Here is a 22,774-nt window from a genome sequence, read left to right on the forward strand (position 1 = left end):
TCAGACGGTAGTCGGGGGCAGCGGGAGCGGCAGCCCCGGAAGTCCGTCGATGCTGCGCTCGATGTGCTCCTTCTTCTTGAAGTACTCGCTCAGGGAGGTGTCGTCCTCGCGCGCGAACCGCTTCCCGTGCAGGTCGCGGTCGGCGTCGTACGACATGAAGGGCACCGCGTATCCGCAGCTGTCGCGGATGAGGTCGGCGGTCACGACGACGATCGCGCGCAGCCCGTGGAGGCTGGGGTCGATATCGGGGAAGTGTTCGAGCAGGTCCTTGAACCGTGGGTCGTCACGGAAGACGGGTTCTCCGTGGCCGTGCACCCGGACGATGTTCGGAGGGCCCTGGAAGGCGCACCACATGAGGGTGATGCGGCCGTTCTCGCGCAGGTGCGCGATGGTCTCGGCGGTGCTGCCGGCGAAGTCGAGATAGGCGACGGTCCGCTCGTCGAGCACGGCGAAGGATCCCGTCAGCCCTTTGGGTGAGAGGTTCACAGTGCCGTCCCCGGAGAGAGGTGCGGTCGCGGTGAAGAACATCGGCTGCTCCTCGATGAAGGTGCGGAGCCTGCCGTCTATGCGTTCGTAGGTCTTTCCCATGGTTCTGGATTATCGGCCCGATATCGTTCGCCTGTCTAAGGATTTCGCGCGCGTCTCGGTCCGTGGAGGGATCGATTGACGAATCATGCAGTGCAATGCATACTCATGCATGACGTCATCGACGTCTTCGCCCCGTCGTCGAAGAGCGCGGCGAAGCGCGACCTCGCCTGATACCCGTTACGGGAAGGGGCGGGACGGGGAAGAGAAAACCCGCCCCGCGTCACCGCACATCTAGGAGCAACCGTGAGCAGCAACACCGGCGATGTCCGCCTCTGGGGCGGCCGGTTCGCCGACGGCCCCGCCGAGGCCCTGGCGAAACTCTCCGCCTCGGTCCACTTCGACTGGCGCCTGGCGCCGTACGACATCGCCGGCTCCCGCGCACACGCGCGCGTGCTGCACAAGGCGGGCCTGCTTACCGAGGACGAGCTGACCCGCATGCTCGCGGGCCTCGACCAGCTCGAAGCGGACGTGGCGGACGGCTCGTTCGTCGGGACCATCGCCGACGAGGACGTCCACACGGCGCTGGAGCGCGGACTGCTGGAGCGGCTCGGCGTCGACCTCGGCGGCAAGCTGCGCGCGGGCCGGTCCCGCAACGACCAGGTGGCCACGCTCTTCCGGATGTACCTGCGCGACCACGCGCGCGTCATCGGCGGCCTCGTCGCCGACCTCCAGGACGCGCTCGTCGGCCTCGCCGAGGCGCACGCCGACGTCGCCATGCCCGGCCGTACGCACCTCCAGCACGCCCAGCCGGTCCTGTTCGCGCACCACGTCCTCGCGCACGTCCAGTCCCTGTCCCGGGACGCCGAGCGGCTGAGGCAGTGGGACGAGCGCACGGCGGTCTCGCCGTACGGCTCCGGCGCCCTGGCCGGTTCGTCGCTCGGCCTCGACCCGGAGGCCGTCGCGAAGGACCTCGGCTTCGAGCACGGCTCGGCCGGCAACTCCATCGACGGCACCGCGTCGCGGGACTTCGTCGCGGAGTTCGCCTTCATCACCGCGATGATCGGTGTGAACCTCTCGCGCATCGCCGAGGAGATCATCATCTGGAACACGAAGGAGTTCTCCTTCGTGACCCTCCACGACGCCTTCTCCACCGGCTCGTCGATCATGCCGCAGAAGAAGAACCCGGACATCGCCGAGCTCGCCCGTGGCAAGTCCGGCCGCCTGATCGGCAACCTGACCGGCCTCATGGCCACGCTCAAGGCCCTCCCGCTCGCGTACAACCGCGACCTCCAGGAGGACAAGGAGCCGGTCTTCGACTCCTGCGACCAGCTCGAGGTCCTGCTGCCCGCGTTCACCGGCATGATGGCCACGCTCACGGTCAACCGGGAGCGGATGGAGGAGCTCGCCCCGGCCGGCTTCTCGCTCGCCACCGACATCGCCGAATGGCTCGTCAAGCAGGGCGTGCCGTTCCGCGTCGCGCACGAGGTCGCCGGTGAGTGCGTCAAGGAGTGCGAGCAGCACGGCATCGAGCTCGACCAGCTCACGGACGAGCAGTTCGCGAAGATCTCCGAGCACCTCACGCCCGAGGTGCGCACCGTCCTCGACGTGCCGGGCGCGCTCGCCTCGCGCAACGGGCGCGGCGGCACCGCTCCTTCGGCCGTCGCGGTGCAGCTCGCCGAGGTGAAGGACGACCTCGCCGTGCAGCGCGCGTGGGCCGACGCCAAGTCCTGACCTGCCTTTTGTGTGGCCCGGCCCTTCAAGGGGCTGGGCCACATCGCGTCAATGTCAGTGGCTGCCTCTAAAGAAGGGCGCCGTCGCCGCCGTCCGCAGTCTCGATGGGCTTGCCGGGTCCGAGGGCCCGGACGACGCCCGCGTTCTGGTCGAACTCGCGCGGCGCGCCGACGTGTTCGGGGGAATGCGGCTCGCTGACTCGCTGGCGCGGCTGGCCGACGGAGGCACGCCGCTCATGCGGGGCGCCGCGGCCGCAGTGCGCGTTCTGCTCGGGTACACCCCGGCCACCGCCCTCGGCGCACGCGCGGCGTCCTGGGTCGACACGGCCACCGACCCCGGTACTCGCGCGGAACTCACCGCCCGGCTGACCGGCCTGCTCACCGCCACCGGATCCCTCCTGGAGACCGCTCCCGAGGCGCTCGCCCCGCTGCTCGACCGCGTCGGCGAACCGCCCGACAGCCCCTTCCTCGAACGGCTCCCCGCCCTGCGCGGCGGATTCGACACGCTCAGCCCGGCCGCCCGCGACCGGCTGCTCACCGTCATCGAGGAACGCATCGACGGCACCCTCGATGCCGACCTCCCCCCGGACACGGACGCGCGGACATTGGCGGCGTGGACCACCGCGGACCTCGCCGCCCGCGAGGCGCTGGCCGCGCTCGGCCTCCTGCCCACGGCGCCGGACACGTCCGGCCGGCCTCACCCCGCATCCCCGTCCGCTCCCGCCCCCGTTCCCGCCCCACCGGCCGGCGACGCCCGCATCGCCGCCGCCGAGCGGTGGCGTCTCGTCCTCGGCCGGCGAGGGGATCAACTTCCGCGACACATCGCCCCGTTGGCGACCGCTTTGGACGAGCTGTACGGGAAGGGCCGCGGTGAAGGAGCGCGCGGCGATCTGCCCGGCGGCGCGGTCGGCCGGGGCGGGCGAGAGGCGCCGTACCCCGGCGTACGCGAATGGGCCGAGGAACTCACGGCGCTCTTCGGCCCCGGCATCCGCGAGGAGGTCCTCGCCGCCGCGGCCACCTGTGGCCGCACGGACGTCGTGTCCGCGCTCGACCCCGAAGCCGTACGCCCCTCCGTGGAACTGCTGCGCACCGTGCTCCAGCACGCGGGCGGCCTGCCCGAGGCCAAGCTCGCCGCCCTGCGACCCCTCGTACGGCGCCTCGTCGACGAGCTGACCCGTACTCTCGCCACCCGCCTGCGCCCCGCACTCACCGGCGCGGCGACCGCCCGCCCGACCCGGCGCCCCGGCGGCAGACTCGACCTCGCCCGCACCCTGCGCGCCAACCTCGCCACGGCCCGGCGCACCGACGACGGACGTATCCACGTCACCCCCGAGCACCCCGTGTTCCACGGCAGGGCCCAGCGTTCGGCGGACTGGCGGCTGATCATCCTCACGGACGTGTCCGGCTCGATGGAGGCCTCCACCATCTGGTCGGCGCTCACCGCGTCGGTCCTGGCCGGCGTGCCCGCGCTGTCCACGCACTTCCTGGCGTTCTCGACGACGGTCCTCGACCTGACCGAACACGTCCACGACCCTCTGGCCCTCCTCCTGGAGGCCCGTGTCGGCGGAGGCACCCACATCGCCGCCGGACTGCGCCACGCGCGCACGCTCGTCACCGCGCCCTCGCGCACCCTCGTCGTCGTGGTCAGCGACTTCGAGGAGGGCTACCCCGTCGGCGGAATGCTCGCCGAGGTACGCGAACTCGTCGGCGCGGGCTGCCATGTACTGGGCTGCGCGAGCCTCGACGACGCCGGGCGCCCCCGCTACTCCACCGGCATCGCGGGACAGCTCGTCGCCGCGGGCATGCCGGTCGCCGCACTCAGCCCGCTCGAACTCGCCCGCTGGGTATGGGGAGAAGATCCGTTGACTCCGACGCACTCTCAGCCGCCGTCTCACCCGACGCCGCAGCTTCCTCCGGTACCGCCCGAGGTCACCGCCGCCGTCGTGGCCGCACTCTCCCCACGCCTGCGCAAGCGCCTCGACGCGGCCGTCGAGAAGCTCGCCGCGCGACCGGTGACGTCCGACGGCGGCATCTGCCGTATCGCGGTGGACGACGAGACCTTCGTCGAACTGCACGCTCCCGGCGGCACGGTCACGGCCGAGGGCGCGATCCGCTGCGGCTGCCTGCTCGCCCCGGCCTGCGTCCACCGGGCCGCGGCGGCGACCCTCGCACCGATCGCGGACGACACCCTCACGCCGGCCCCCTCCGACGCGCCCGATCAGCCGCCCCCGCCGACCCCGGACGAGGTGGACACCACCACACCCCCCACCGAGCCGACCGAAGCCCGCACCTCTCCGCCGCCCACCACCCCGCCCCAAGCCGCCGCCGCCGAAGCCCTGTGGCAGGCCTATATCCAGCCACCTATGAGACGCCCACGCCCTGCATGAGACAGACATGTCTCACATGGTCTACCCTTGTCTCATGTCAGTCGACCGAGACCAGGTGCTGCGCACCGCAGCTGCCCTGCTCACCCGCAAGGCCACGGCCACGATGGACGAGGTGGCCAGGGCAGCCGGTCTCAGCCGCGCCACGCTGCACCGGCACTTCGCGGGCCGGGACGCACTCGTCAGGGCCCTCGAGGAATTGGGGATCCAGGAGTGCGAGGCGGCTCTCGACGCCGCCCGGCTCGACGAGGGCAGCGCGGACGACGCCGTACGCCGGCTCGTGTCGGAGATCCAGCCGTGCGCCGGACTCCTCGCCTTCCTCGTCACGGAGAACCAGCTCTTCGAGGGCGAGTCGCAGAACGAGGGCTGGGCCCGGCTCGACGCCCGTATCGCCGGGCTGTTCACGCGCGGCCAGCAGCGCGGCGAGTTCCGTATCGACCTGACACCCGCGTGGCTCACGGAGGCGCTCTACAGCCTGATCGGCGGGGGTGCCTGGGCCGTACAGGACGGCCGGGTGGCCGCCAAGGACTTCCAACACATGATCGTCGAGCTTCTGCTCGGCGGCGCCAGACGGAGAGTGGAACCATGACCAGCACACACCAGCGCACATTCGCGGCGGAGGTGGAGCCGAGGCCCGGACGAGGACGATGGCTCGCGCTCTCCGTCCTCGTGCTCGCGGTGCTCCTGGTCGCGGTCGACGCGACGGTGCTCGGTCTCGCGACGCCGTACATCAGCGAGGACCTGGAGCCGACAGGTACGCAGCTCCTGTGGATCGGCGACGTCTACTCGTTCGTGATCGCGGGACTCCTGGTCTCCATGGGCAGCCTCGGCGACCGCATCGGCCGTAAGAAGCTGCTGCTCACCGGCGCGGTCGCGTTCGGTGCCGTCTCGGTGCTCAACGCGTACGCGACGAGCCCCGAAATGATGATCCTGGCCCGCGCCCTGCTCGGCGTCGCGGGTGCCACCCTGATGCCCTCGACCCTCGCCCTGATCCGCAACATCTTCACCGACCCGCGCGAGCGTTCCCTCGCCGTCGGCATCTGGGGTGCGGCGGCGTCCGCGGGCGCGGCCGTGGGTCCCGTCGTCGGCGGTTTCCTGCTCGAACACTTCTGGTGGGGCTCGGTCTTCCTGATCAACCTGCCCGTGATGGCGGTCCTCGTCGTCGTCGGCGTGAAGCTGCTGCCCGAGTCGAAGAACCCGGCGGGCGGGCCGTGGGACCTGATCAGCGTCGTCCTGTCCCTCGTCGGCATGATCGGCGTCGTCTACGCGGTCAAGGAGGCCGCGTCGCACGGCTTCGGCTGGCAGGTGCTTGCGTCCGGCGTGCTCGGACTGGCCGATCTGGCGTGGTTCGTCCGACGCCAGCTCACGCTGCCCGCGCCGCTCCTCGACATGCGTCTGTTCCGCCACCGCGGATTCTCGGCCGCGGTCCTCGCCGACCTGCTCACCATCCTCGGCCTTTCGGGCCTGGTGTTCTTCCTCTCCCAGTTCCTGCAACTGGTCCAGGGGCGCGGCCCGTTCGAGGCCGGTCTCGCCGAACTGCCCGCCGCCATCGGCGCGGTGGCGGCCGGACTGGTCGCCGGCAGGGTCGCGCGCCGGTTCTCCGTGCGCTCCGTCGTCGCGGGCGGCCTCGCCGCGGTGGGCCTCGCCCTGGCCGGGCTGACGGGGCTCAGTCAGTCGACCGGCTATCCGCTGCTCGGGTCGGTGCTCCTGATCGTCGGCGTCGGCGCAGGGTTCTCGTTCACCGTCACGGCCGACGTGATCCTCTCCAACGTGCCGAAGGAGCAGGCGGGCTCGGCCTCGGCGGTCTCCGAGACGGCGTACGAGCTGGGCGCGGCCCTCGGTATCGCCCTGCTCGGCTCCATCGTCACGGGCGTCTACCGGGACTTCACGGCCCCGGCCGGCACCCCGCCCGAGGTGGCGTCGGCCGCCCACGAATCCCTGGGCGGCGCGGTCGATTCCGTCTCGGCGCTGCCCGCGCACACCGCGAGCGAACTGATCTCGGCGGCGCAGAACGCCTTCGTCGACGGGCTGCGGGCGGCCGCGGGGGTCGGCGCGGCGGTACTCCTCGCGACGGCGGTGGCGGCGTGGTTCCTGCTGCGCGGCCAGAAGCTGGAGGACGGCGTCGAACACCCGTGACGGACGCGGCCGTACGGATGACGACACGGCCGTACGGATGACGCGCCTTCACCGGGCGTCGAGGCGTCCGTACGCGTGACGAAGGGCCGCACCCACCGGGTGCGGCCCTTCGTCATGTCCAAGTGCGACCCGCTCAGGCGGCCTTCGCCTTGGTCGCGTACATGTCCACGTATTCCTGGCCGGACAGGCGCATGACCTCCGCCATCACCGAGTCCGTCACGGCGCGCAGCACGTAGCGGTCGCGGCCCATGCCGTCGTAGCGGGAGAACTCCATCGGCTCGCCGAAGCGGACGGTGACGCGGCCGGGCCGCGGGAGGCCACTGCCGCCCGGCTGGAGCTTGTCCGTGCCGATCATCGCGAACGGGACGACGGGCGCGCCCGTCATCAGGGTCAGCCGGGCGATGCCGGTGCGGCCGCGGTAGAGCCGGCCGTCGGGGGAGCGGGTGCCCTCGGGGTAGATGCCGAAGACCTGGCCCTCCTCCAGGACGCGACGGCCCGTCATGAGCGCCGCGACACCGCCGTTCGCGCCGTCCCGGTCTACGGGGATCATGCCGACGCCGGTGAAGAACCACGCCATGACACGGCCCTTGATGCCCTTGCCGGTGACGTACTCGTCCTTGCCGATGAACAGGACCTGACGGTCACACACGATCGGCAGCACGATCGAGTCGATGAAGGTCAGGTGGTTGCCCGCGAGAATGACCGGACCGGTGCCCGGGATGTTCTCGGCGCCCTCCACCCGGGGGCGGAACATCAGGCGCATGATCGGTGAGAGCACTGCCTTGATGAACGCGAAACGGGACAACGGGCCCTCCGGTGTCAAGGGGTGGCGGCCTAAGCCGTGGCTGGATGAGCTGAAGTCTGTGCAGGTGAGGACGATACTCGCGGCCCCCGGCCCGTTGCACATCGGGTTCACGCACTCGATACGCAGTGTTGACCCGCATTTACGCTCCGTTGGCCCTCATCCGGCGCACAGGAGTCACCCCGCATCACCCTTCCGTTCGGCCCAGGGTCTCCCATTGGTCACTCCCGCACACCTACGATCGGTGCGCTTTGACAGGTGCAAGGCAGCGATGTGGGAGGAGTGCTCAATGGGGATGCGGAAGTCACAGGAGTCCCGGGGGTCGCAGCTCGGCCGCCGTTCGGTACTGGGTGCGGCGGTGCTCGGAGCGGGCGGAGCCGTCCTGGGCGCGCCCGGCGTGGCGAGCGCCGACGAGCGGAGTGGTGGCGGACATCACGGTGGCGGTGGCTACAAGAGCCTGCCTGTGCCGACCGTCATCGCCCACCGGGGCACGAGCGGCTACCGGCCGGAGCACACCTTCGGTTCGTACCAGCTGGCCCTGGAGATGGGCGCGCACGTCATCGAGGCGGGCGACCTCGTGCCCACCAAGGACGGTCACCTCGTATGCCGTCACGAGCCGGAAATCGGCGGGACGACCGACGTCTCCGCGCACCCCGAGTTCGCCGGCCGCAAGACCACGAAGAGCCTCGACGGGGTCGCCACGACCGGTTGGTTCACCGAGGACTTCACGCTCGCCGAGCTGAAGACCCTGCGCGCCAAGGAGCGCATCCCGGCCAACCGCCAGCGCAACACCCTCTACGACGGCCGCTGGGAGATCCCCACGTTCGAAGAGGTCCTCAAGTGGCGTGAGCGGCAGAGCCGCGAGCGCGGCAAGGAGGTGTGGATCCATGTCGAGACCAAGCACCCCACCTACTTCCGCAAGCTCGGCCTCGGCCTGGAGGAGCGCGTCGCCACGCTCCTGCGCAAGTACGGCGTCAACAAGAAGAACTCGCCGGTCTTCCTCCAGTCCTTCGAACCGACCAGCATCCAGCGCCTGAACAAGCTGGTCGACAACCCGCTCGTCGTGCTCCTGTCGACCGCGAGCTCCCGCCCCTGGGACTTCGTCGACGCAGGTGACCCGCGCACCGTCGCCGACCTCATCACCCCCAAGGGCCTCGACGAGATCGCCTCGTACGCCCAGGGCATCGGCCCCACGCTCGACCTCGTCATCCCCAAGGACAAGGACGGCAAGCTCCTCGCGCCCACCACGCTCGTCAAGGACGCGCACGCCGCGGGCCTGATCCTGCACCCGTACACGATGCGCAACGAGAACACCTTCCTGCCCGCCGACTTCAAGAAGGGCACCGACCCGAACGCCTACGGCGACGCGTTCGGCGCCTTCAAGGCCTACCTGGCCACCGGTATCGACGGCATCTTCTCGGACAACTGCGACACGGCGCTCCTCGCCCGCGAGGACTTCCTGAAGGCCTGACCTCCGTCAGCACGCCGTCAACACCGCGCACCCCGGCCCCGGTTGGGGTGACGCGCGGCCGCCCCGGCAACCACACGCCCGGGCGGCCGCGTCCCGCCCGGCATGACGTACGACCTGGTCATCGACACCCTGCGCCCGCTCATCGCCGCCGAGGTCTCGGCGGAGGCCCACGCCGGCGCGGGCGAACCCGGCGACCTCGAACAGGCCGTCTGGCTGCGCCTGCTGGAGCGCATCGACACCGACGGCCCGCCCGCCGACCCCGCCGCCTGGCTCACCGCCGCCGTCAGATCCGAGGCCCGCCGTACCCGCCACGCCGGGCTGCGGGAGATCCCGTACGTCACCGAGCCCGCCGACGACTTCGAACACGGCCCGGAACAGCGGGCGCTGGCCGGCGACCGCCACCGCGCGCTGCACGCCGCCGTGCGCCGACTGCCCGGGCGCTGCCCCCGCGTCGTGGCCGCCTTCCTGTCGCCGCAGGACCTCACCTACCGAGAGATCGCAGGCGAGTTGGGTATCTCACAGGGCAGCCTCGGTCCGGAACGTTCCAGATGTCTGGGATGCCTGCGCAGAATGCTGGCAGCAGAGGTTGCGGCTCCTGAACCCTGGGGAATGGAGCGGTAGACAACCGGCGGAGCAGGTGAGCGGGAGGCATGCACACATGGGCATGAGCGTGATCATCTCTGCGGCGACCGAGCAGGACGCCGAGAAGATCCTCAAACTTCAGTACCTGTGCTACCAGAGCGAGGCCGAGCTCTACGGCGACTACTCGATCGAGCCGCTGACGGAACCGCTCGACTCGGTCAGGGCCGAACTCGCGGGCGGCACGGTCCTGGTGGCCCGGCTCGGGGAGGAGGTCGTGGCCGCGGTGCGGGGCGCCATGGACGCGGACGGCACGGCCCGGATAGGCAAGCTCGTCGTGCACCCGCGCATGCAGCGCCACGGCCTGGGCGGGCGGCTGCTCGACGCCGTCGAGACCAAGCTCGGCGCGGACGGCGCCGCCAAGCGCTTCCAGCTGTTCACCGGTCACCGCAGCGAGCACAACCTGCGTCTCTACCGGAAGCACGGCTATGCGGCCGTGTCCACGAAGCGCGTCGACGAGCGGCTCACCGTGGTGACGCTCGCCAAGGACGCGGAAGCGGGCGCCTTCGTCGCTTAGGGGGCCGGCGGGTGGCAGACGCCTGGGGCTTGCCGACAAGCCCTAGAAGACTCATGAAGATCTTGGGTTCTGGCCCCGCCGCGTGAGCGGCGGGGCCAGACTGTTTGTTGTGGTGATGGGGGAATGGGCCGGGGAGACGATCGGGCCGGATGTATGGGAGACCTGCCGGGATTTGATCCCGGCAGGGAGTGTGTTCGCGTTCCTGGCCGAGCATCGCAGCGCGCTGTTCGAAGCGGAGATGTTTGCGGACATGTACCCGTCGGCGAACGGGCGGCCGAGCATGCCGCCGCAGATCCTGGCCGCTTCGATCACGCTACAGGCCCTGCACGGGCTTTCGGACTTCGAGACGGTCCAGGAGCTGCGGTGCGACCTGCGGTGGAAGGCCGCCTGTGGACTGGGCCTTCATGACATGGCGTTCGATCCGTCGTTGCTGGCCTACTTCCGCCGCCGGCTGGCCCGTTCCGCCCGGCCGAACCGGGTATTCGAGGCTGTGCGTGAGGTCGTGAAGGCCACCGGTGTCCTCAAGGGCAAGCACCGCCGGGCGCTGGATTCCACTGTGCTGGACGACGCGGTGGCCACCCAGGACACCGTCACCCAGATCATCGCCGCCATCCGGGCGGTGATCCGGGAAGTCCCCGGGGCCGGCGAGGTGGCAGCCGTGCAGTGCACCGCGCACGACTACAACGACCCGGGCAAGCCGAGGATCGCCTGGAACGACGAGCAGGCCCGTGCCGACCTGGTCGACGCCCTGGTCGGTGACGCACTGCGGCTGCTGGGCCATCTGCCCGAGCAGCAGCTCGACGAGAAGGCCGCGAACGCGGTCGGCATCCTGGCCCTGGTCGCAGGTCAGGACGTGGAGCCCGCCGAGGACTCCGACGGCCGCGACGGGCGCTGGCGCATCACCCAGGGCACCGCACCAAACCGGATGGTCTCCACTGTCGACCCCGAAGCCCGGCACGTGCACAAGACCCGCACCCACCAACAGGATGGCTTCAAGGCCCACCTCGCCATGGAGCCCGAGACCGGGTTATACACCGCCGTCGCCCTGCGGCCCGGAGCCGGTCCCGAGCACCACGAGGCGATGGTCGGAATCGACCTGCTCACCGACGAGGACGAGCCCGTTGACGCCTTCGGTGACACCGCCTACTCCACCGGCGACGCCCGCCACAGCCTCGAAACTGCCGGTCACCGGCTGTTCCTCAAACCCGCACCACTGCGGCCCGCCGTCCCTGGCGGCTTCACCCTCGACGACTTCATCATCGACACCGGCGCCGCCACCGTGACCTGCCCCGCCGGACACACCGTCCCTTTATCCGCTCCCGCCGGGCAGCACCACCAGCGCAAAGCCTCGTTCAAGGACGTGTGCGCCGGATGCCCCCTTCGTGAGCGGTGCACCAAGGCCAAGGCCGGGCGGATCCTGACCATCCGTCCGCACCACGACCTGCTCGCCGCCGCTCGCCACCAGACCGCCACCGATCCCGACTGGCAGGCTGACTACCGGCGCTGGAGACCACCAGTCGAACGCGCCGTCGCCTGGCTCGTCCACCACAACAACCGCAAACTCCGCTACCGCGGCACCATCAAGAACGACGCCTGGCTCCACACCCGAGCAGCCGCCCTCAACCTCCGCCGACTGATCAACCTCGGACTCACCCGAACCAACGGAACCTGGCACCTCACCCCGGTCAATACATAGCCGGAGGGGCCGCCCGGCCTGCGGCCGGACAACCCCTCAGCAAGATCTTCATGAGTCTTCTAGGCGGCAGCCCTGCGCGCCTTGTTGAGCCAGAACATGGCAGTCACCGGGAGCAGTACCGGAATGAACAGATAGCCCATGCCGTAGTCCGACCAGACCGTGGCGTCCGGGAACGCCGACGGGTCCGCCAGCGTCCACGTCCCCACGGTCAGTACGCCCAGGAGCTCGGCGGCGCAGCACACCAGCGCCGCCCTGCGGGCCTTCTCCCCGCCGCGCACGAGGGAGTACGTGATGAAGCCGTACACGATGCCCGCGAGCGCCGACAGCGAGTAGGCGAGCGGCGCGTGGCCGAACTCCGTCGAGATCTGGACGGCCGAGCGCGAGACCGCGCCGACCACCATCACGCCGTACAGCCACACCAGCAGCGTGCCGGGGCCGCTGGTCAGTTTCTGCGGCTTGATGCCGCTCTCGCTCTGTGAGGTCACGGACACCTCAGCCTCCCCAGATGTCGTAGAGCCGCACTTGCAGGACGGCCAGCACGATGCCGCCGGCCGCCACCGTCACCGAACCCCAGCGGGTGCGCTCGGCGAGCGACATGAAGCCGGCCGCCGGGATGCACGCGAACGCGCCGATCAGATAGGCCACGAAGATCGTCGTGCCCTGGTCGGGTTTCTCGCCGCGCGCCAGCAGCACGATGCCGACGATCAGCTGGACCGTGGCGAGCAGTGACACCACCGCCATACCGATGAAGTGCCAGTCCTTGGTCGGCTGGTCGCGGTAGGCGGCGAAGCCGCACCAGGCGGCGAGCGCGAGCGCGGCGACAGCGGTCGCGACCGTCAGGGCATCAAGCATGCCGAGACCCTATTACGGCCGAAAAGGCCCGCTGCGCGCGGCCCCGCCACCGTGGCGTTGGCCACAGCGCGGCGCGCGCCGGGCCGGGCGTGGACGACGGCGGGAACCACCTCCTGCCCCTGCCCGCACTGGCCGCACTGCTCACTCGGGCGGCGTGCGGGCCGGGCGTCCACCGTCCAGGGCTGTCCGCTATTCGGACAGCGGTTCGGGGATCCGGGCGCACTTCTGCTTTACTTTTCGCATGACCACGACGAGCAGCCGCACCCTTGCGACCGAGGCGACGATGACGCCCGGTGCTCGTTGTATGTGTCGAATGTGCGCCTTCTGAGGGCCCCCGCACCGCCTGTTTCTCGCGCCCCGAAGCGAAACGCCGCGCCCTGTCCGTGCTTGTGCCGTACGTGACCGGGCCGCCCCGCGCACAGTCTCCCCCCGGTTCCACCGCCACAGCGAGAACCGTGCTGCGTCCAGGCCGATCCCGACCATGAATGCCCGCCGCAGGCGCTCACCCGCGCCGCGCAATCGACAGTGACGGAATCCCACGTGATCACCACCCAGGGCCTCACCAAGGTCTACCGCTCGCGCGGTCGAGAGGTCACCGCCCTCGACGGCGTCGATCTGCATGTCCGCGAGGGCGAGGTGTACGGCGTCATCGGCCAGTCCGGCGCCGGCAAGTCCTCCCTCATCCGCTGCGTCAACCTCCTGGAGCGTCCCACCTCCGGCACCGTGACGGTCGCCGGGCAGGACCTCACCGCCCTCGTCGGCCGCGGCTCCCGCGCCGGCAAGGAGCTGCGCGAGGCCCGCAGCCGCATCGGCATGGTCTTCCAGCACTTCAACCTGCTGTCGTCGCGCACGGTCCAGGACAACATCGAGCTGCCGCTCGAAATCCTCGGCAAGTCGGGGAACGAGCGGTCCCGCAAGGCCCTGGAACTTCTCGACCTGGTCGGGCTCGCCGACAAGGCCAAGTCCTACCCGGCCCAGCTCTCCGGCGGCCAGAAGCAGCGCGTCGGTATCGCCCGCGCCCTGGCCGGCGACCCGAAGGTGCTGCTCTCCGACGAGGCCACCAGCGCCCTCGACCCCGAGACCACCCGCTCGATACTCCAGCTCCTGCGCGACCTCAACCAGCAGCTCGGCCTGACCGTCCTGCTCATCACGCACGAGATGGACGTCGTCAAGACGGTCTGCGACTCCGCCGCCCTCATGGAGCGCGGACGGATCGTCGAGTCCGGCACCGTCGGCGAGCTGCTCGCGACGCCCGGCTCCGAGCTCGCCGCCGCGCTCTTCCCGGTCAGCGGCGACGCCTCCGGCGCGGACCGTACGGTCATCGACGTCACCTTTCACGGGGAGTCGACGACCCAGCCGGTCATCTCGCAGCTGTCGCGCACGTACAACATCGACATCTCGATCCTCGGCGCCGCGATGGACACCGTCGCGGGCAAGCAGGTCGGCCGCATGCGCATCGAGCTGCCCGGCCGCTTCGACGAGAACGTCGTCCCGATCGGCTTCCTGCGCGAGCAGGGCCTCCAGGTCGAGATCCAGGGTCACGAGCCCGTACTGCTGAAGGAAGGTGTCACCAAGTGACCTGGTCGGAGATGCAGCCGCTGCTGTCCCAGGCGTGTTGGGACACCCTTTACATGGTCGGCTGGTCGACGCTGATCGCCGTCGTCGGCGGTCTTCCGCTCGGCATCCTGCTGGTCCTGACGGACCGCGGCGGCCTGCTGCAGAACGCCGTGGTGAACAAGATCATCGGGCAGATCGTGAACATCGTCCGCTCGATGCCCTTCATCATCCTGATGGTCGCCCTGATCGGCTTCACACGCGCGATCGTCGGCACCACCATCGGCCGCGAGGCCGCCATCGTGCCGCTGGCCATCGGCGCCATCCCGTTCTTCGCGCGCCTCGTCGAGACCTCCGTACGCGAGGTCGACGGCGGCCTGATCGAGGCCGTGCAGTCGATGGGCGGCAACACCTGGACCGTCGTACGCAAGGTGCTCGTGCCCGAGTCGCTGCCCTCGCTGATCTCGGCGACCACCACGACGATCGTCGCCATCATCGGCTACTCCGCCATGGCCGGCACCGTCGGCGCGGGCGGCCTCGGCGACCTCGCGATCCGCTACGGCTACCAGCGCTTCGAGACCGGGATGATGTGGACCATCGTGGCGATCCTCGCCGTCGTCATCGCGATCATCCAGTTCGGCGGCGACAGCGGTGCCCGCGTCCTGCACCGCCGCGCGGGCAAGGGCGGCGAGCCGCTCCGCTTCAGCCTCTTCGTCGGCCGGCCGGCCGTGAGTACCGCGGGCGCCACCACCAAGACCCGCTGACCCCTGTCTCCCCGCCCCGACCGGCGGGTTGCACCACCCATGGAGAAAGGCACTTTTCGTGCGTAACACCACCAAGATCACCGCTGCTGTCCTCGCCACCGGCGCCCTCACGCTGGGCCTGACCGCCTGCGGCTCCGACAAGGGCGACACCAAGGCCAAGGCGTCCGACCCGCTCGTCGTCGCGGCGACCCCCGTCCCGCACGCCGAGATCCTCGAGTACGTGAAGGCCCACCTGGCGAAGAAGGCCGGCCTCAACCTCGAGGTCAAGGAGTTCACCGACTACGTCACGCCGAACACGGCGACCGAGGACGGGTCCGTGGACGCCAACTACTTCCAGACCCAGCCGTACCTGGAAGACTTCAACAAGAAGAACGCCACGCACCTCGAGTCGGTCGCCACGGTCCACCTCGAGCCGCTCGGCCTCTACTCCCAGAAGGCCAAGGCGCTCGGCGACCTGAAGAAGGGCGGCACCATCGCCCTCCCGAACGACGCCGACAACGAGAGCCGCGCCCTGCGCTTCCTCGCCGCCAACAAGCTCATCACGCTCAAGAGCGGCTCCGAGGCCACCGCGACCCCGCAGGACATCGCGAAGAACCCGAAGGACCTCCAGTTCAAGGAGGTCGAGGCGGCCCAGACCCCGCGCTCCCTGCAGGACGTCGACGCCGCGGTGATCAACGGCAACTACGCGATCGGTGCCCACCTCAATCCCGCCAAGGACTCCCTCGCCCTGGAGTCCACGAAGAACAACGCGTACAACAACGTCCTCGCCGTGAAGAAGGGCAACGAGGACGACCCGCGCGTGAAGAAGCTCGCGAAGCTGCTGACGTCGCCCGAGGTGAAGAAGTTCATCGAGGACAAGTACAAGGGCTCCGTGCTCCCCTCCTTCTGATCCGGGACACGAGTACCTACTGATGCGCACCGTCACGATTCCCGCAGCCGTCATCGCCGGAGCCCTCGCGCTCGGCCTGACGGCCTGCGGGTCCGGCGACTCGGGGTCCGGCTCCGGCGACAGGAGCGGCAAGCTCGTCGTCGGCGCCACCCCGACGCCGGCCGGCGAAGTCCTCACGTACGTACAGCAGCACCTGGCGAAGAAGGCCGGACTCGACCTGGAGATCAAGGAGTTCACGGACTACGTCCTGCCGGACACCGCCCTCCAGGACGGCGCCCTCGACGCCAACCTGTACCAGCACAAGCCCTACCTGGACGACTTCAACAAGTCCAAGGGCACCACCCTGAGCGCGGTCACCGAGGTGTACCTGCCGCCCATGGGGGTCTACTCCAAGAAGGTCGACGACGTCACCGAGCTCCGTGACGGGGCGACCGTGGCGCTGCCGAACGACACCACCAACGAGGGCAGAGCGCTCGAACTCCTGGCCTCCAAGGGCGTCATCGGGCTCAGCAAGGGCGCCGGCGCGAACGCGAGCCCGCAGGACATCGCGTCCAACCCGAAGAAGCTCGTCTTCAAGGAGCTCGAACCGGCCCAGCTGCCCCGCTCGTTGGGCGACGTCGACGCGGCCGTCATCAACAACAACTACGCGCTCGACGCGGACCTGAGCCCCAAGAGGGACGCCATCCTCGTGGAGTCGGCGAAGGGCAACCCGTACAACAACGTCCTCGCCGTCAAGAAGGGCAACGAGGGCGACCCCCGGGTCAAGAAGCTTGCCACGCTGCTGACTTCGCCCGAGGTCAGGAAGTTCATCGAGGACGAGTACCAGGGCTCGGTGCTTCCGGTCGCCGCCGGCTGACACCACCCGCAGCCGCCGCACCTTCACGGGGTCCTCTTCCACATCGGGAGAGGACCCCGTGGTGCAGTTACGTGCCTTCATGCTGCATGCTGGGCACTTCACCAGGCCATGAAGGTTACGGAGCGGCGCCATGACTACTGGTACTCGGGGCTTCCCGGACATCTCCATCAGCACGGAGCGGCTGGTCCTGCGCGCCCTCGAGGAGGACGACGCCCCCGCCCTCGCCGAGATGATGAACGACGAGATGGTCGCCGCCTGGACCTCGGTGCCCCAGCCCTTCGGTGAGGACCAGGCCCGCACCTGGATCACCCAGTACGCCCCCACCGAGCGCATCGCGGGCCGCGGCCTCGACCTGGCCGTCACCGAGTTCCTCACCCAGCGCCTGGTCGGCATCGTCCAGCTCGGCAAGACGAACTGGCACGTGGGCTCCACGGAGCTGTCGTACATCATCGCGCCCTGGGCCCGCGGCGAGGGCTACGCCTCCGAGGCGGCGCTCGCCACCGCACGCTGGCTCTTCCGCGAGCAGGGCCTGGAGCGCCTTGAGCTGCGCACCGCGGCCGACAACACCGCCTCACAGCAGGTCGCCCAGAAGATCGGCTGCATCAGCGAGGGCGTCCTGCGCAACGCGTGCATAGCGCGTACCCGTACCGAGGACGGCGGCTGGGAGGACCTGCGGACCGACTTCATCGTGTGGAGCCTGCTGCCCGAGGACCTCGACGGCGTCTCCGACGAGTTCGCCGAGACCGGCGGATACACGGCCTTCTCGGACTGGAACTGACCCCAAAGGCCGCACCCAGGTACACCAGGTACGCTCACCGAGCCCGTTCGACCCGCGAGAACCCCCAGGAGACTGACGACGATGGCCGACCGGGTCACGGTGATCGGCTGGGACGGCTCGCCCCTGACCGCGACGGCACGCTCCGCCCTCGGCGCCGCCACCCTCGTGGCGGGCGCGGGCCACCACCTCGCGCTTCCCCAGGTCCCGGGCCGCGCCGAGCGGATCAGGCTCGGCAGCGTTTCGCTCGCCGCCCGCCGCATCGCCGCCCACCGCGGCACCGCCGTCGTCCTCGCCGACGGAGACCCCGGCTTCTTCGGAGTCGTACGCACGCTGCGCGCGCCCGAGTTCGGCCTCGAGGTCGAAGTGGTCCCCGCCGTCTCCTCCGTGGCCCAGGCCTTCGCCCGTGCCGGGATGCCCTGGGACGACGCCCAGGTCGTCGTCGCCCAGCGCCGCACCCTGCGCCGCGCCGTCAACGTCTGCCGCGCCCACCCCAAGGTCGCCGTCCTCACCTCGCCCGGAGCGGGCCCCGCCGAACTCGGACTGCTGCTCGACGGCGTCCACCGCACCTTCGTCATCTGCGAGGAACTCGGCACCGACCGCGAGCAGGTCACCGTTGTGACGAGCGACAACGCCGCCGACCACACCTGGCGCGACCCGAACGTCGTCATCGTCATCGGCGGCCCGGCCGCCCCGTCCGACGACAGCGCCTGGCTCGCCGGAGGCGCCCCCTCGGCCGCCCCGCGCGGCTGGGCACTGCCCGCCGCCGAGTACGGCGGCCGCCTCGGCGAGGGCGAGACCGAGCCCCTGCGCGCCGCCCAACTCGCCCGCACCGGACCGCGCGTGGGTGACCTCGTCTGGGACATCGGCTGCGGCAACGGAGCCTTCACCGCGGAGGCCGCCCGCTTCGGCGCCGCCGTCATCGCCGTCGACCGCGACCCCGACGCCTGCGCCCGCACCCTCGCCACCGCCCGCCGCTTCGGAGTGCAGCCGCAGATCGTGCACGGCACGGCGCCCCACATCCTCGAAGACCTGCCCGAACCCGATGTCGTACGCATCGGGGGCGGGGGAGCGGCCGTCGTCTCCGCCGTCGCCGACCGGCGTCCCGAACGCATCGTGACGCACGCCGCGACACGCGATGCCGCCGAACTCATCGGCAGGGACCTGACGGAGCACGGCTACCGGGTCGAGTGTTCGCTCCTGCAGTCCGTCGAGCTGGACACTCGCGCCTGGACCGAGAAGGAGCGGACCGTGGGGTTCCTGCTCTCCGGGGAGTTGCCCGACCGCAACCCGTGACCACGTCGCTCCGGGGCGCGCTGTAGGCTGGCCGATCGTTGTACTGCACCCGGACGTCCGGCTTTCCGTCGGTCAATGTCCGGAAAACGCGCCACTTTTGGGGTGCGTGTGGTACGGCAGGACCGGAGGATGCGCAACGTGGCGCAGTCCACAGCGGGCCGTGCCCGATCCAGGTGCGGTGGCAGCCGGCCGACCGGGACAATACCTGTTGTCCTCAGCCGGCTCGTGCCGCACGGCACTCACGCTCGTTCTTCATGACGGGCGGTCGGTGCGCCGCTCCGGTCACTGGGGTCGCATCCCCGGCCGACGGCCGGGGGCTGCCGAAGAAGCACTAACCGATGGGCGAGGGGTACGCATGACCGACACCGGCCAGGTTCCGGGCGAGGGGCTGCCGGAGAACGCAGGCACGGTGGAACAGCCGGGCGTCCCCGCCCCGGGTGCGTACACCTTCCTCGACCCCTCCGAAACCCCCGCCGAAGACGACGATCTGCTGCTGATGCCGGGTTCGCAGGGCGCCTGGGGCGAGCCGCAGGCCGCCCCGATGCCCGCCCCGCACGAGCCGGGCCCGCACGAGACGGCGGGCCGGGACAGCGGCCAGGTCGACCTGAACGGCGTCCGAGTGCCGGGGCCCTCGCCCGCCCCGCACCCCGGGCCCGCGCGTCGTCCGCTGCACATGGGTCCGCCGGTGCCGGACGGCACGGGCAGCCCTGTCCGTTCGCTCGCCGACCGGGGCCCCGCGCACACACCGCCGAACCCCATGCCGGTACGTCAGGCGGGCCCGCCCACCACGGAGCCCGAGTACCTCGACATCCCGCGCGACGAGACGGGCGCCCCGGTGCCGCAGCCCGGTGAGATCCCGCCGCAGGGCGCCGCTCCCTGGGGCGCACAGGCTCCGCAGCAGGGCTTCGAGGCACCCGCCGCAGAGGTCGCACAGGAGCTCGCCCCAGAGGTCGCAGCAGAAACGGTCGTCCCGGACGCCACTCCCGTCACACCGGCCGCCCCGACGCGGCGGACCGTCGGCGACGCCCCCGTGTTCGCCCAGGCGCCCCAGCATCAGCAGCATCAGCAGCATCTGCAGGACGTGCAGGACCCGCACGCCGTGCAGGCCGAGCAGACGCCGGAGGGCGCGGTGGCCCCGGAGTTCGCCGTCCCGGAGAAGGTGCCGGTGTACGCGGCGGCTCCCGACGGTGTGCTGTTCGCCGAGGAGCAGGCCGCGCCGGCCGAGTACGCCGTCGACTACTCCTCCGCCCCGAACGGTGTGCAGTTCGCGCCGCAGGGCCCCGAGAACGCGCAGTTCGCGGTGCAGCCCGAGCCGGTGGCCGCCTACGCAGGGCATCAGCAGATGGCCGCGCACCCCGTTGAACTGCCCGTCGACCCGCACTCCGGCCAGTTCGCCATGGCGCCCGAGGCGGTTCAGGGCCAGCACTTCCCGCAGGCTCCCGCCGAGGGTCCGGCGGACCAGGCGGCGCAGCCGCTCGGCCAGTTCGTGCCCGTCGAGGGGACGATCCCCACCACGCCGCACCTGGCGCCGACGCCGCCGCAGCACATGGTCGTGCCACCGCTGCCCGAGCCCGCGGCCGAGTTGCCCGAACCGGTGGCGCCCGCCGCCCCGGCCCCCGTCCTCATCGACGAGGCCCCCGAAACACCCGACGCGGACCAGGTCCCCCAAGCGCAAGAAGCACACGAAGTCCACGTGGTACCCGAGACACACGAAGCGCACGCGGTCGACGACGCGGCGCACGCGATGAACGAAACGCACGCGACGAACGAGCCGCAGGCGACGCACGAAGCCTCTGAAGCCCCCGAGGTGGCTGAGATCCCCGAGGCGGCTGAGCTCTCCGGGACCGCCGCGGCGAACGAGGCACCCGAGGCGTTCGAGGCGCCCGCCGAGGTCTCTCCCGTGCTCCCCGACGCCGTCGTCGAGACCCCCGTCCCGGCCGAGGCGCAGCCGGAGACCGCTCCCGAGGCCGCCGAGCCCGTGGCGGAGACGGAGCAGGCGTTCGTGGAGGCTGAGCCGGAGACCCTCGTCCCCGCCCCCCGCGAGGCCGACCCCGCCCTCCAGGACGTGACGGACGCGGCGCCCGAGACGCTGCCGGCCCCGGCCGGCGACCTCGCGGGCCCGGCCGCTCCCGGCTACGACGACGCCGAGCGCGAGGCCGTCCTGCGCGTCATGCGCGAGCGCCGCGACATCCGTAACGGCTTCCGCAGCGACCCGATCCCGCACGACGTGCTGCTCCGTGTCCTGGAGGCCGCCCACACGGCGCCGTCCGTCGGCCACTCGCAGCCCTGGGACTTCGTCGTCATCCGCTCCGCGGAGACCCGGCGCACGATGCACGAACTGGCCATGCGCCAGAAGGACGCGTATGCCAAGTCCCTGCCCAAGGGCCGCGCGAAGCAGTTCAAGGAACTGAAGATCGAGGCCATCCTCGACACCCCGGTGAACATCGTCGTCACCGCCGACCCGACGCGCGGCGGCCGCCACACGCTCGGCCGCCACACACAGCCGCAGATGGCCCCGTACTCCTCCGCGCTCGCCGTCGAGAACCTGTGGCTCGCGGCCCGCGCCGAGGGTCTCGGCGTCGGCTGGGTCAGCTTCTTCGACGAGCGCGAGATGGTCCGCACCCTCGGCCTGCCCGACCACCTCGAGGTCGTCGCCTACCTCTGCGTGGGCTACGTCGACGAGTTCCCGGACGAGCCCGAGCTGATGCAGGCCGGCTGGTCCAAGCGACGCCCGCTGTCCTGGGTCGTCCACGAGGAGACGTACGGCCGCCGCGCCCTGCCCGGCGAGGACCCGCACGACCTGCTCGCCGAGACCGTCTCCAACATCCGCCCGCTGGACGCCAAGGCGCTCGGCGAGGCGTGGGAGCGGCAGAAGCGGATGACGAAGCCGGCCGGCGCGCTCGGCATGCTGGAGATCATCTCGGCCCAGCTCTCCGGCCTGTCCCGGATGTGCCCGCCCCCGATCCCCGAGCCCGCGGCCGTCGCGATCTTCGCGGGCGACCACGGCGTGCACGCCCAGGGCGTCACCCCGTGGCCGCAGGAGGTCACGGCCCAGATGGTCGCCAACTTCCTGGGCGGCGGCGCGGTCTGCAACGCGTTCGCGAACCAGGTCGGCGCCGAGGTCTGCGTCATCGACGTGGGCGTGGCGAGCGAACTCCCGGCGACCCCGGGCCTGCTGCCCCGCAAGGTCCGGGCCGGCACCGCCGACATGACCACGGGGCCCGCCCTGAGCCGTGAAGACGTCAAGGCGGCCATCGAGGTCGGCATCGAGACGGCCCGTGACCTCGTCGCGGCCGGCAACAAGGCGCTCCTCACCGGCGAGATGGGCATCGCCAACACCACGGCGTCGGCCGCTCTGATCTCGGTCTACACGGGCGTCGACCCGTCCGAGGTGACCGGCCGCGGCACGGGCATCAACGACGAGACCCACGCCCGCAAGGTCGAGGTCGTCCGACGCGCGCTCGACCTCCACCAGCCGGACCCCGCCGACCCGATCGGCGTCCTGGCCGCAGTCGGCGGTCTGGAGCACGCGGCGATGGTCGGTCTCCTCCTGGGCGGCGCGTCGCTGCGCACCCCGGTGATCCTGGACGGCGTCAGCGCCGGAGCGGCCGCCCTCGTCGCCCGCGCCGTCGCCCCCGAGGTCCTCGCGGCCTGCATCGCGGGCCACCGCAGCGCGGAGCCCGGCCATGTGGCGGCCCTGAACAAGCTGGGCCTGCGCCCCCTGATCGACCTGGACCTCCGCCTCGGCGAGGGCACGGGAGCGCTCCTGGCCCTGCCGATCGTCCAGAGCGCGGCCCGTGCGATGCACGAGGTGGCGACGTTCGACTCGGCGGGCGTCACGGAGAAGTAGCAGGGCCGAGGGCGGCAGCCCTCACTGCCACAGGG

18 protein-coding genes and 1 pseudogene are annotated in these 22,774 nt (G+C 70.9%); 15 read left to right on the top strand and 4 right to left on the bottom strand.

What is annotated here, in order from left to right; all coding sequences use genetic code 11:
* Entirely contained in the window at positions 1–588 is a 588-nt protein-coding gene (locus OG456_RS30055) for a pyridoxamine 5'-phosphate oxidase family protein (protein ID WP_266566417.1), read from the bottom strand.
* Between the two features lie 243 nt (positions 589–831).
* On the opposite strand from OG456_RS30055, the gene argH reads away from it, so the two are divergent.
* The 4 genes and pseudogenes from argH (at position 832) to OG456_RS30075 (ending at position 6,778) form a co-directional block, all read left to right on the top strand.
* Positions 832–2,259: an argininosuccinate lyase gene (gene argH, locus OG456_RS30060; RefSeq protein WP_266566419.1), complete on the top strand. Its 1,428-nt coding sequence runs from the start codon at positions 832–834 to the stop codon at positions 2,257–2,259.
* 85 nt (positions 2,260–2,344) lie between these two features.
* A pseudogene (locus tag OG456_RS30065) lies at positions 2,345–4,114 on the top strand (DUF5682 family protein); the annotation flags it as partial.
* A 565-nt stretch (positions 4,115–4,679) separates the two neighbouring features.
* Positions 4,680–5,231 (top strand): TetR/AcrR family transcriptional regulator, encoded by a 552-nt coding sequence (locus tag OG456_RS30070; RefSeq protein ID WP_266566421.1) that lies wholly within the window; start codon positions 4,680–4,682, stop codon positions 5,229–5,231.
* Positions 5,228–6,778 carry an MFS transporter gene (locus OG456_RS30075; RefSeq protein WP_266566423.1) on the top strand — a complete coding sequence of 517 codons (1,551 nt, stop codon included), beginning with the start codon at positions 5,228–5,230 and terminating at the stop codon, positions 6,776–6,778. The genes OG456_RS30070 and OG456_RS30075 overlap by 4 nt, the downstream gene beginning before the upstream one ends.
* A gap of 133 nt (positions 6,779–6,911) precedes the next feature.
* On the opposite strand, the gene OG456_RS30080 is transcribed toward OG456_RS30075, so the two are convergent.
* Entirely contained in the window at positions 6,912–7,685 is a 774-nt protein-coding gene (locus OG456_RS30080) for a 1-acyl-sn-glycerol-3-phosphate acyltransferase (RefSeq protein WP_266566425.1), read from the bottom strand.
* A gap of 184 nt (positions 7,686–7,869) precedes the next feature.
* On the opposite strand from OG456_RS30080, the gene OG456_RS30085 reads away from it, so the two are divergent.
* The 4 genes from OG456_RS30085 (at position 7,870) to OG456_RS30100 (ending at position 11,903) form a co-directional block, all read left to right on the top strand.
* On the top strand, positions 7,870–9,051 hold the full coding sequence (locus OG456_RS30085; protein ID WP_266566427.1) for a glycerophosphodiester phosphodiesterase: 1,182 nt from the start codon (positions 7,870–7,872) through the stop codon (positions 9,049–9,051).
* A 102-nt stretch (positions 9,052–9,153) separates the two neighbouring features.
* Positions 9,154–9,672, top strand: coding sequence for an RNA polymerase sigma factor (locus OG456_RS30090; RefSeq protein WP_266566429.1), 519 nt, complete (start codon positions 9,154–9,156; stop codon positions 9,670–9,672).
* A gap of 37 nt (positions 9,673–9,709) precedes the next feature.
* The gene (locus OG456_RS30095; RefSeq protein ID WP_266566431.1) at positions 9,710–10,207 is read left to right on the top strand and encodes a GNAT family N-acetyltransferase; all 498 of its coding nucleotides are present in this window, start codon (positions 9,710–9,712) and stop codon (positions 10,205–10,207) included.
* A 115-nt stretch (positions 10,208–10,322) separates the two neighbouring features.
* Entirely contained in the window at positions 10,323–11,903 is a 1,581-nt protein-coding gene (locus tag OG456_RS30100; RefSeq protein ID WP_266557237.1) for an IS1182 family transposase, read from the top strand.
* Between the two features lie 59 nt (positions 11,904–11,962).
* Here OG456_RS30100 and OG456_RS30105 read toward each other — a convergent pair whose 3' ends face one another.
* Together OG456_RS30105 and OG456_RS30110 are read right to left on the bottom strand one after the other, a co-directional pair.
* Positions 11,963–12,394 carry a hypothetical protein gene (locus OG456_RS30105; RefSeq protein WP_266566433.1) on the bottom strand — a complete coding sequence of 144 codons (432 nt, stop codon included), beginning with the start codon at positions 12,392–12,394 and terminating at the stop codon, positions 11,963–11,965.
* Position 12,395: 1 nt separating this feature from the next.
* A complete protein-coding gene (locus OG456_RS30110) occupies positions 12,396–12,755 on the bottom strand; it encodes a hypothetical protein (protein ID WP_266566435.1) in 360 nt (119 codons plus the stop codon).
* A 540-nt stretch (positions 12,756–13,295) separates the two neighbouring features.
* On the opposite strand from OG456_RS30110, the gene OG456_RS30115 reads away from it, so the two are divergent.
* The 7 genes from OG456_RS30115 to cobT all read left to right on the top strand — a co-directional run bounded on the left by OG456_RS30115 (position 13,296) and on the right by cobT (position 22,739).
* Complete coding sequence (locus OG456_RS30115; RefSeq protein ID WP_266566437.1) at positions 13,296–14,333, top strand: methionine ABC transporter ATP-binding protein; 1,038 nt, start codon at positions 13,296–13,298, stop codon at positions 14,331–14,333.
* Positions 14,330–15,073 (top strand): methionine ABC transporter permease, encoded by a 744-nt coding sequence (locus OG456_RS30120; RefSeq protein WP_266566439.1) that lies wholly within the window; start codon positions 14,330–14,332, stop codon positions 15,071–15,073. Before OG456_RS30115 ends, OG456_RS30120 begins: the two co-directional genes overlap by 4 nt.
* A 58-nt stretch (positions 15,074–15,131) precedes the next feature.
* Positions 15,132–15,962, top strand: a complete 831-nt coding sequence (locus tag OG456_RS30125; RefSeq protein WP_266566441.1) for a MetQ/NlpA family ABC transporter substrate-binding protein — start codon at positions 15,132–15,134, stop codon at positions 15,960–15,962.
* Positions 15,963–15,984: 22 nt separating this feature from the next.
* Positions 15,985–16,818 carry a MetQ/NlpA family ABC transporter substrate-binding protein gene (locus OG456_RS30130; protein ID WP_266566443.1) on the top strand — a complete coding sequence of 278 codons (834 nt, stop codon included), beginning with the start codon at positions 15,985–15,987 and terminating at the stop codon, positions 16,816–16,818.
* Positions 16,819–16,948: 130 nt separating this feature from the next.
* Positions 16,949–17,596: a GNAT family N-acetyltransferase gene (locus OG456_RS30135; protein WP_116503288.1), complete on the top strand. Its 648-nt coding sequence runs from the start codon at positions 16,949–16,951 to the stop codon at positions 17,594–17,596.
* A gap of 81 nt (positions 17,597–17,677) precedes the next feature.
* Positions 17,678–18,889 carry a precorrin-6y C5,15-methyltransferase (decarboxylating) subunit CbiE gene (cbiE, locus tag OG456_RS30140; RefSeq protein ID WP_266566447.1) on the top strand — a complete coding sequence of 404 codons (1,212 nt, stop codon included), beginning with the start codon at positions 17,678–17,680 and terminating at the stop codon, positions 18,887–18,889.
* Positions 18,890–19,244: 355 nt separating this feature from the next.
* Positions 19,245–22,739 carry a nicotinate-nucleotide--dimethylbenzimidazole phosphoribosyltransferase gene (gene cobT / locus OG456_RS30145; RefSeq protein ID WP_266566449.1) on the top strand — a complete coding sequence of 1,165 codons (3,495 nt, stop codon included), beginning with the start codon at positions 19,245–19,247 and terminating at the stop codon, positions 22,737–22,739.
* Positions 22,740–22,774 lie beyond the last annotated feature (35 nt).

This window comes from Streptomyces sp. NBC_01446, assembly GCF_026340095.1.
Lineage (GTDB): Bacteria > Actinomycetota > Actinomycetes > Streptomycetales > Streptomycetaceae > Streptomyces > Streptomyces aureus.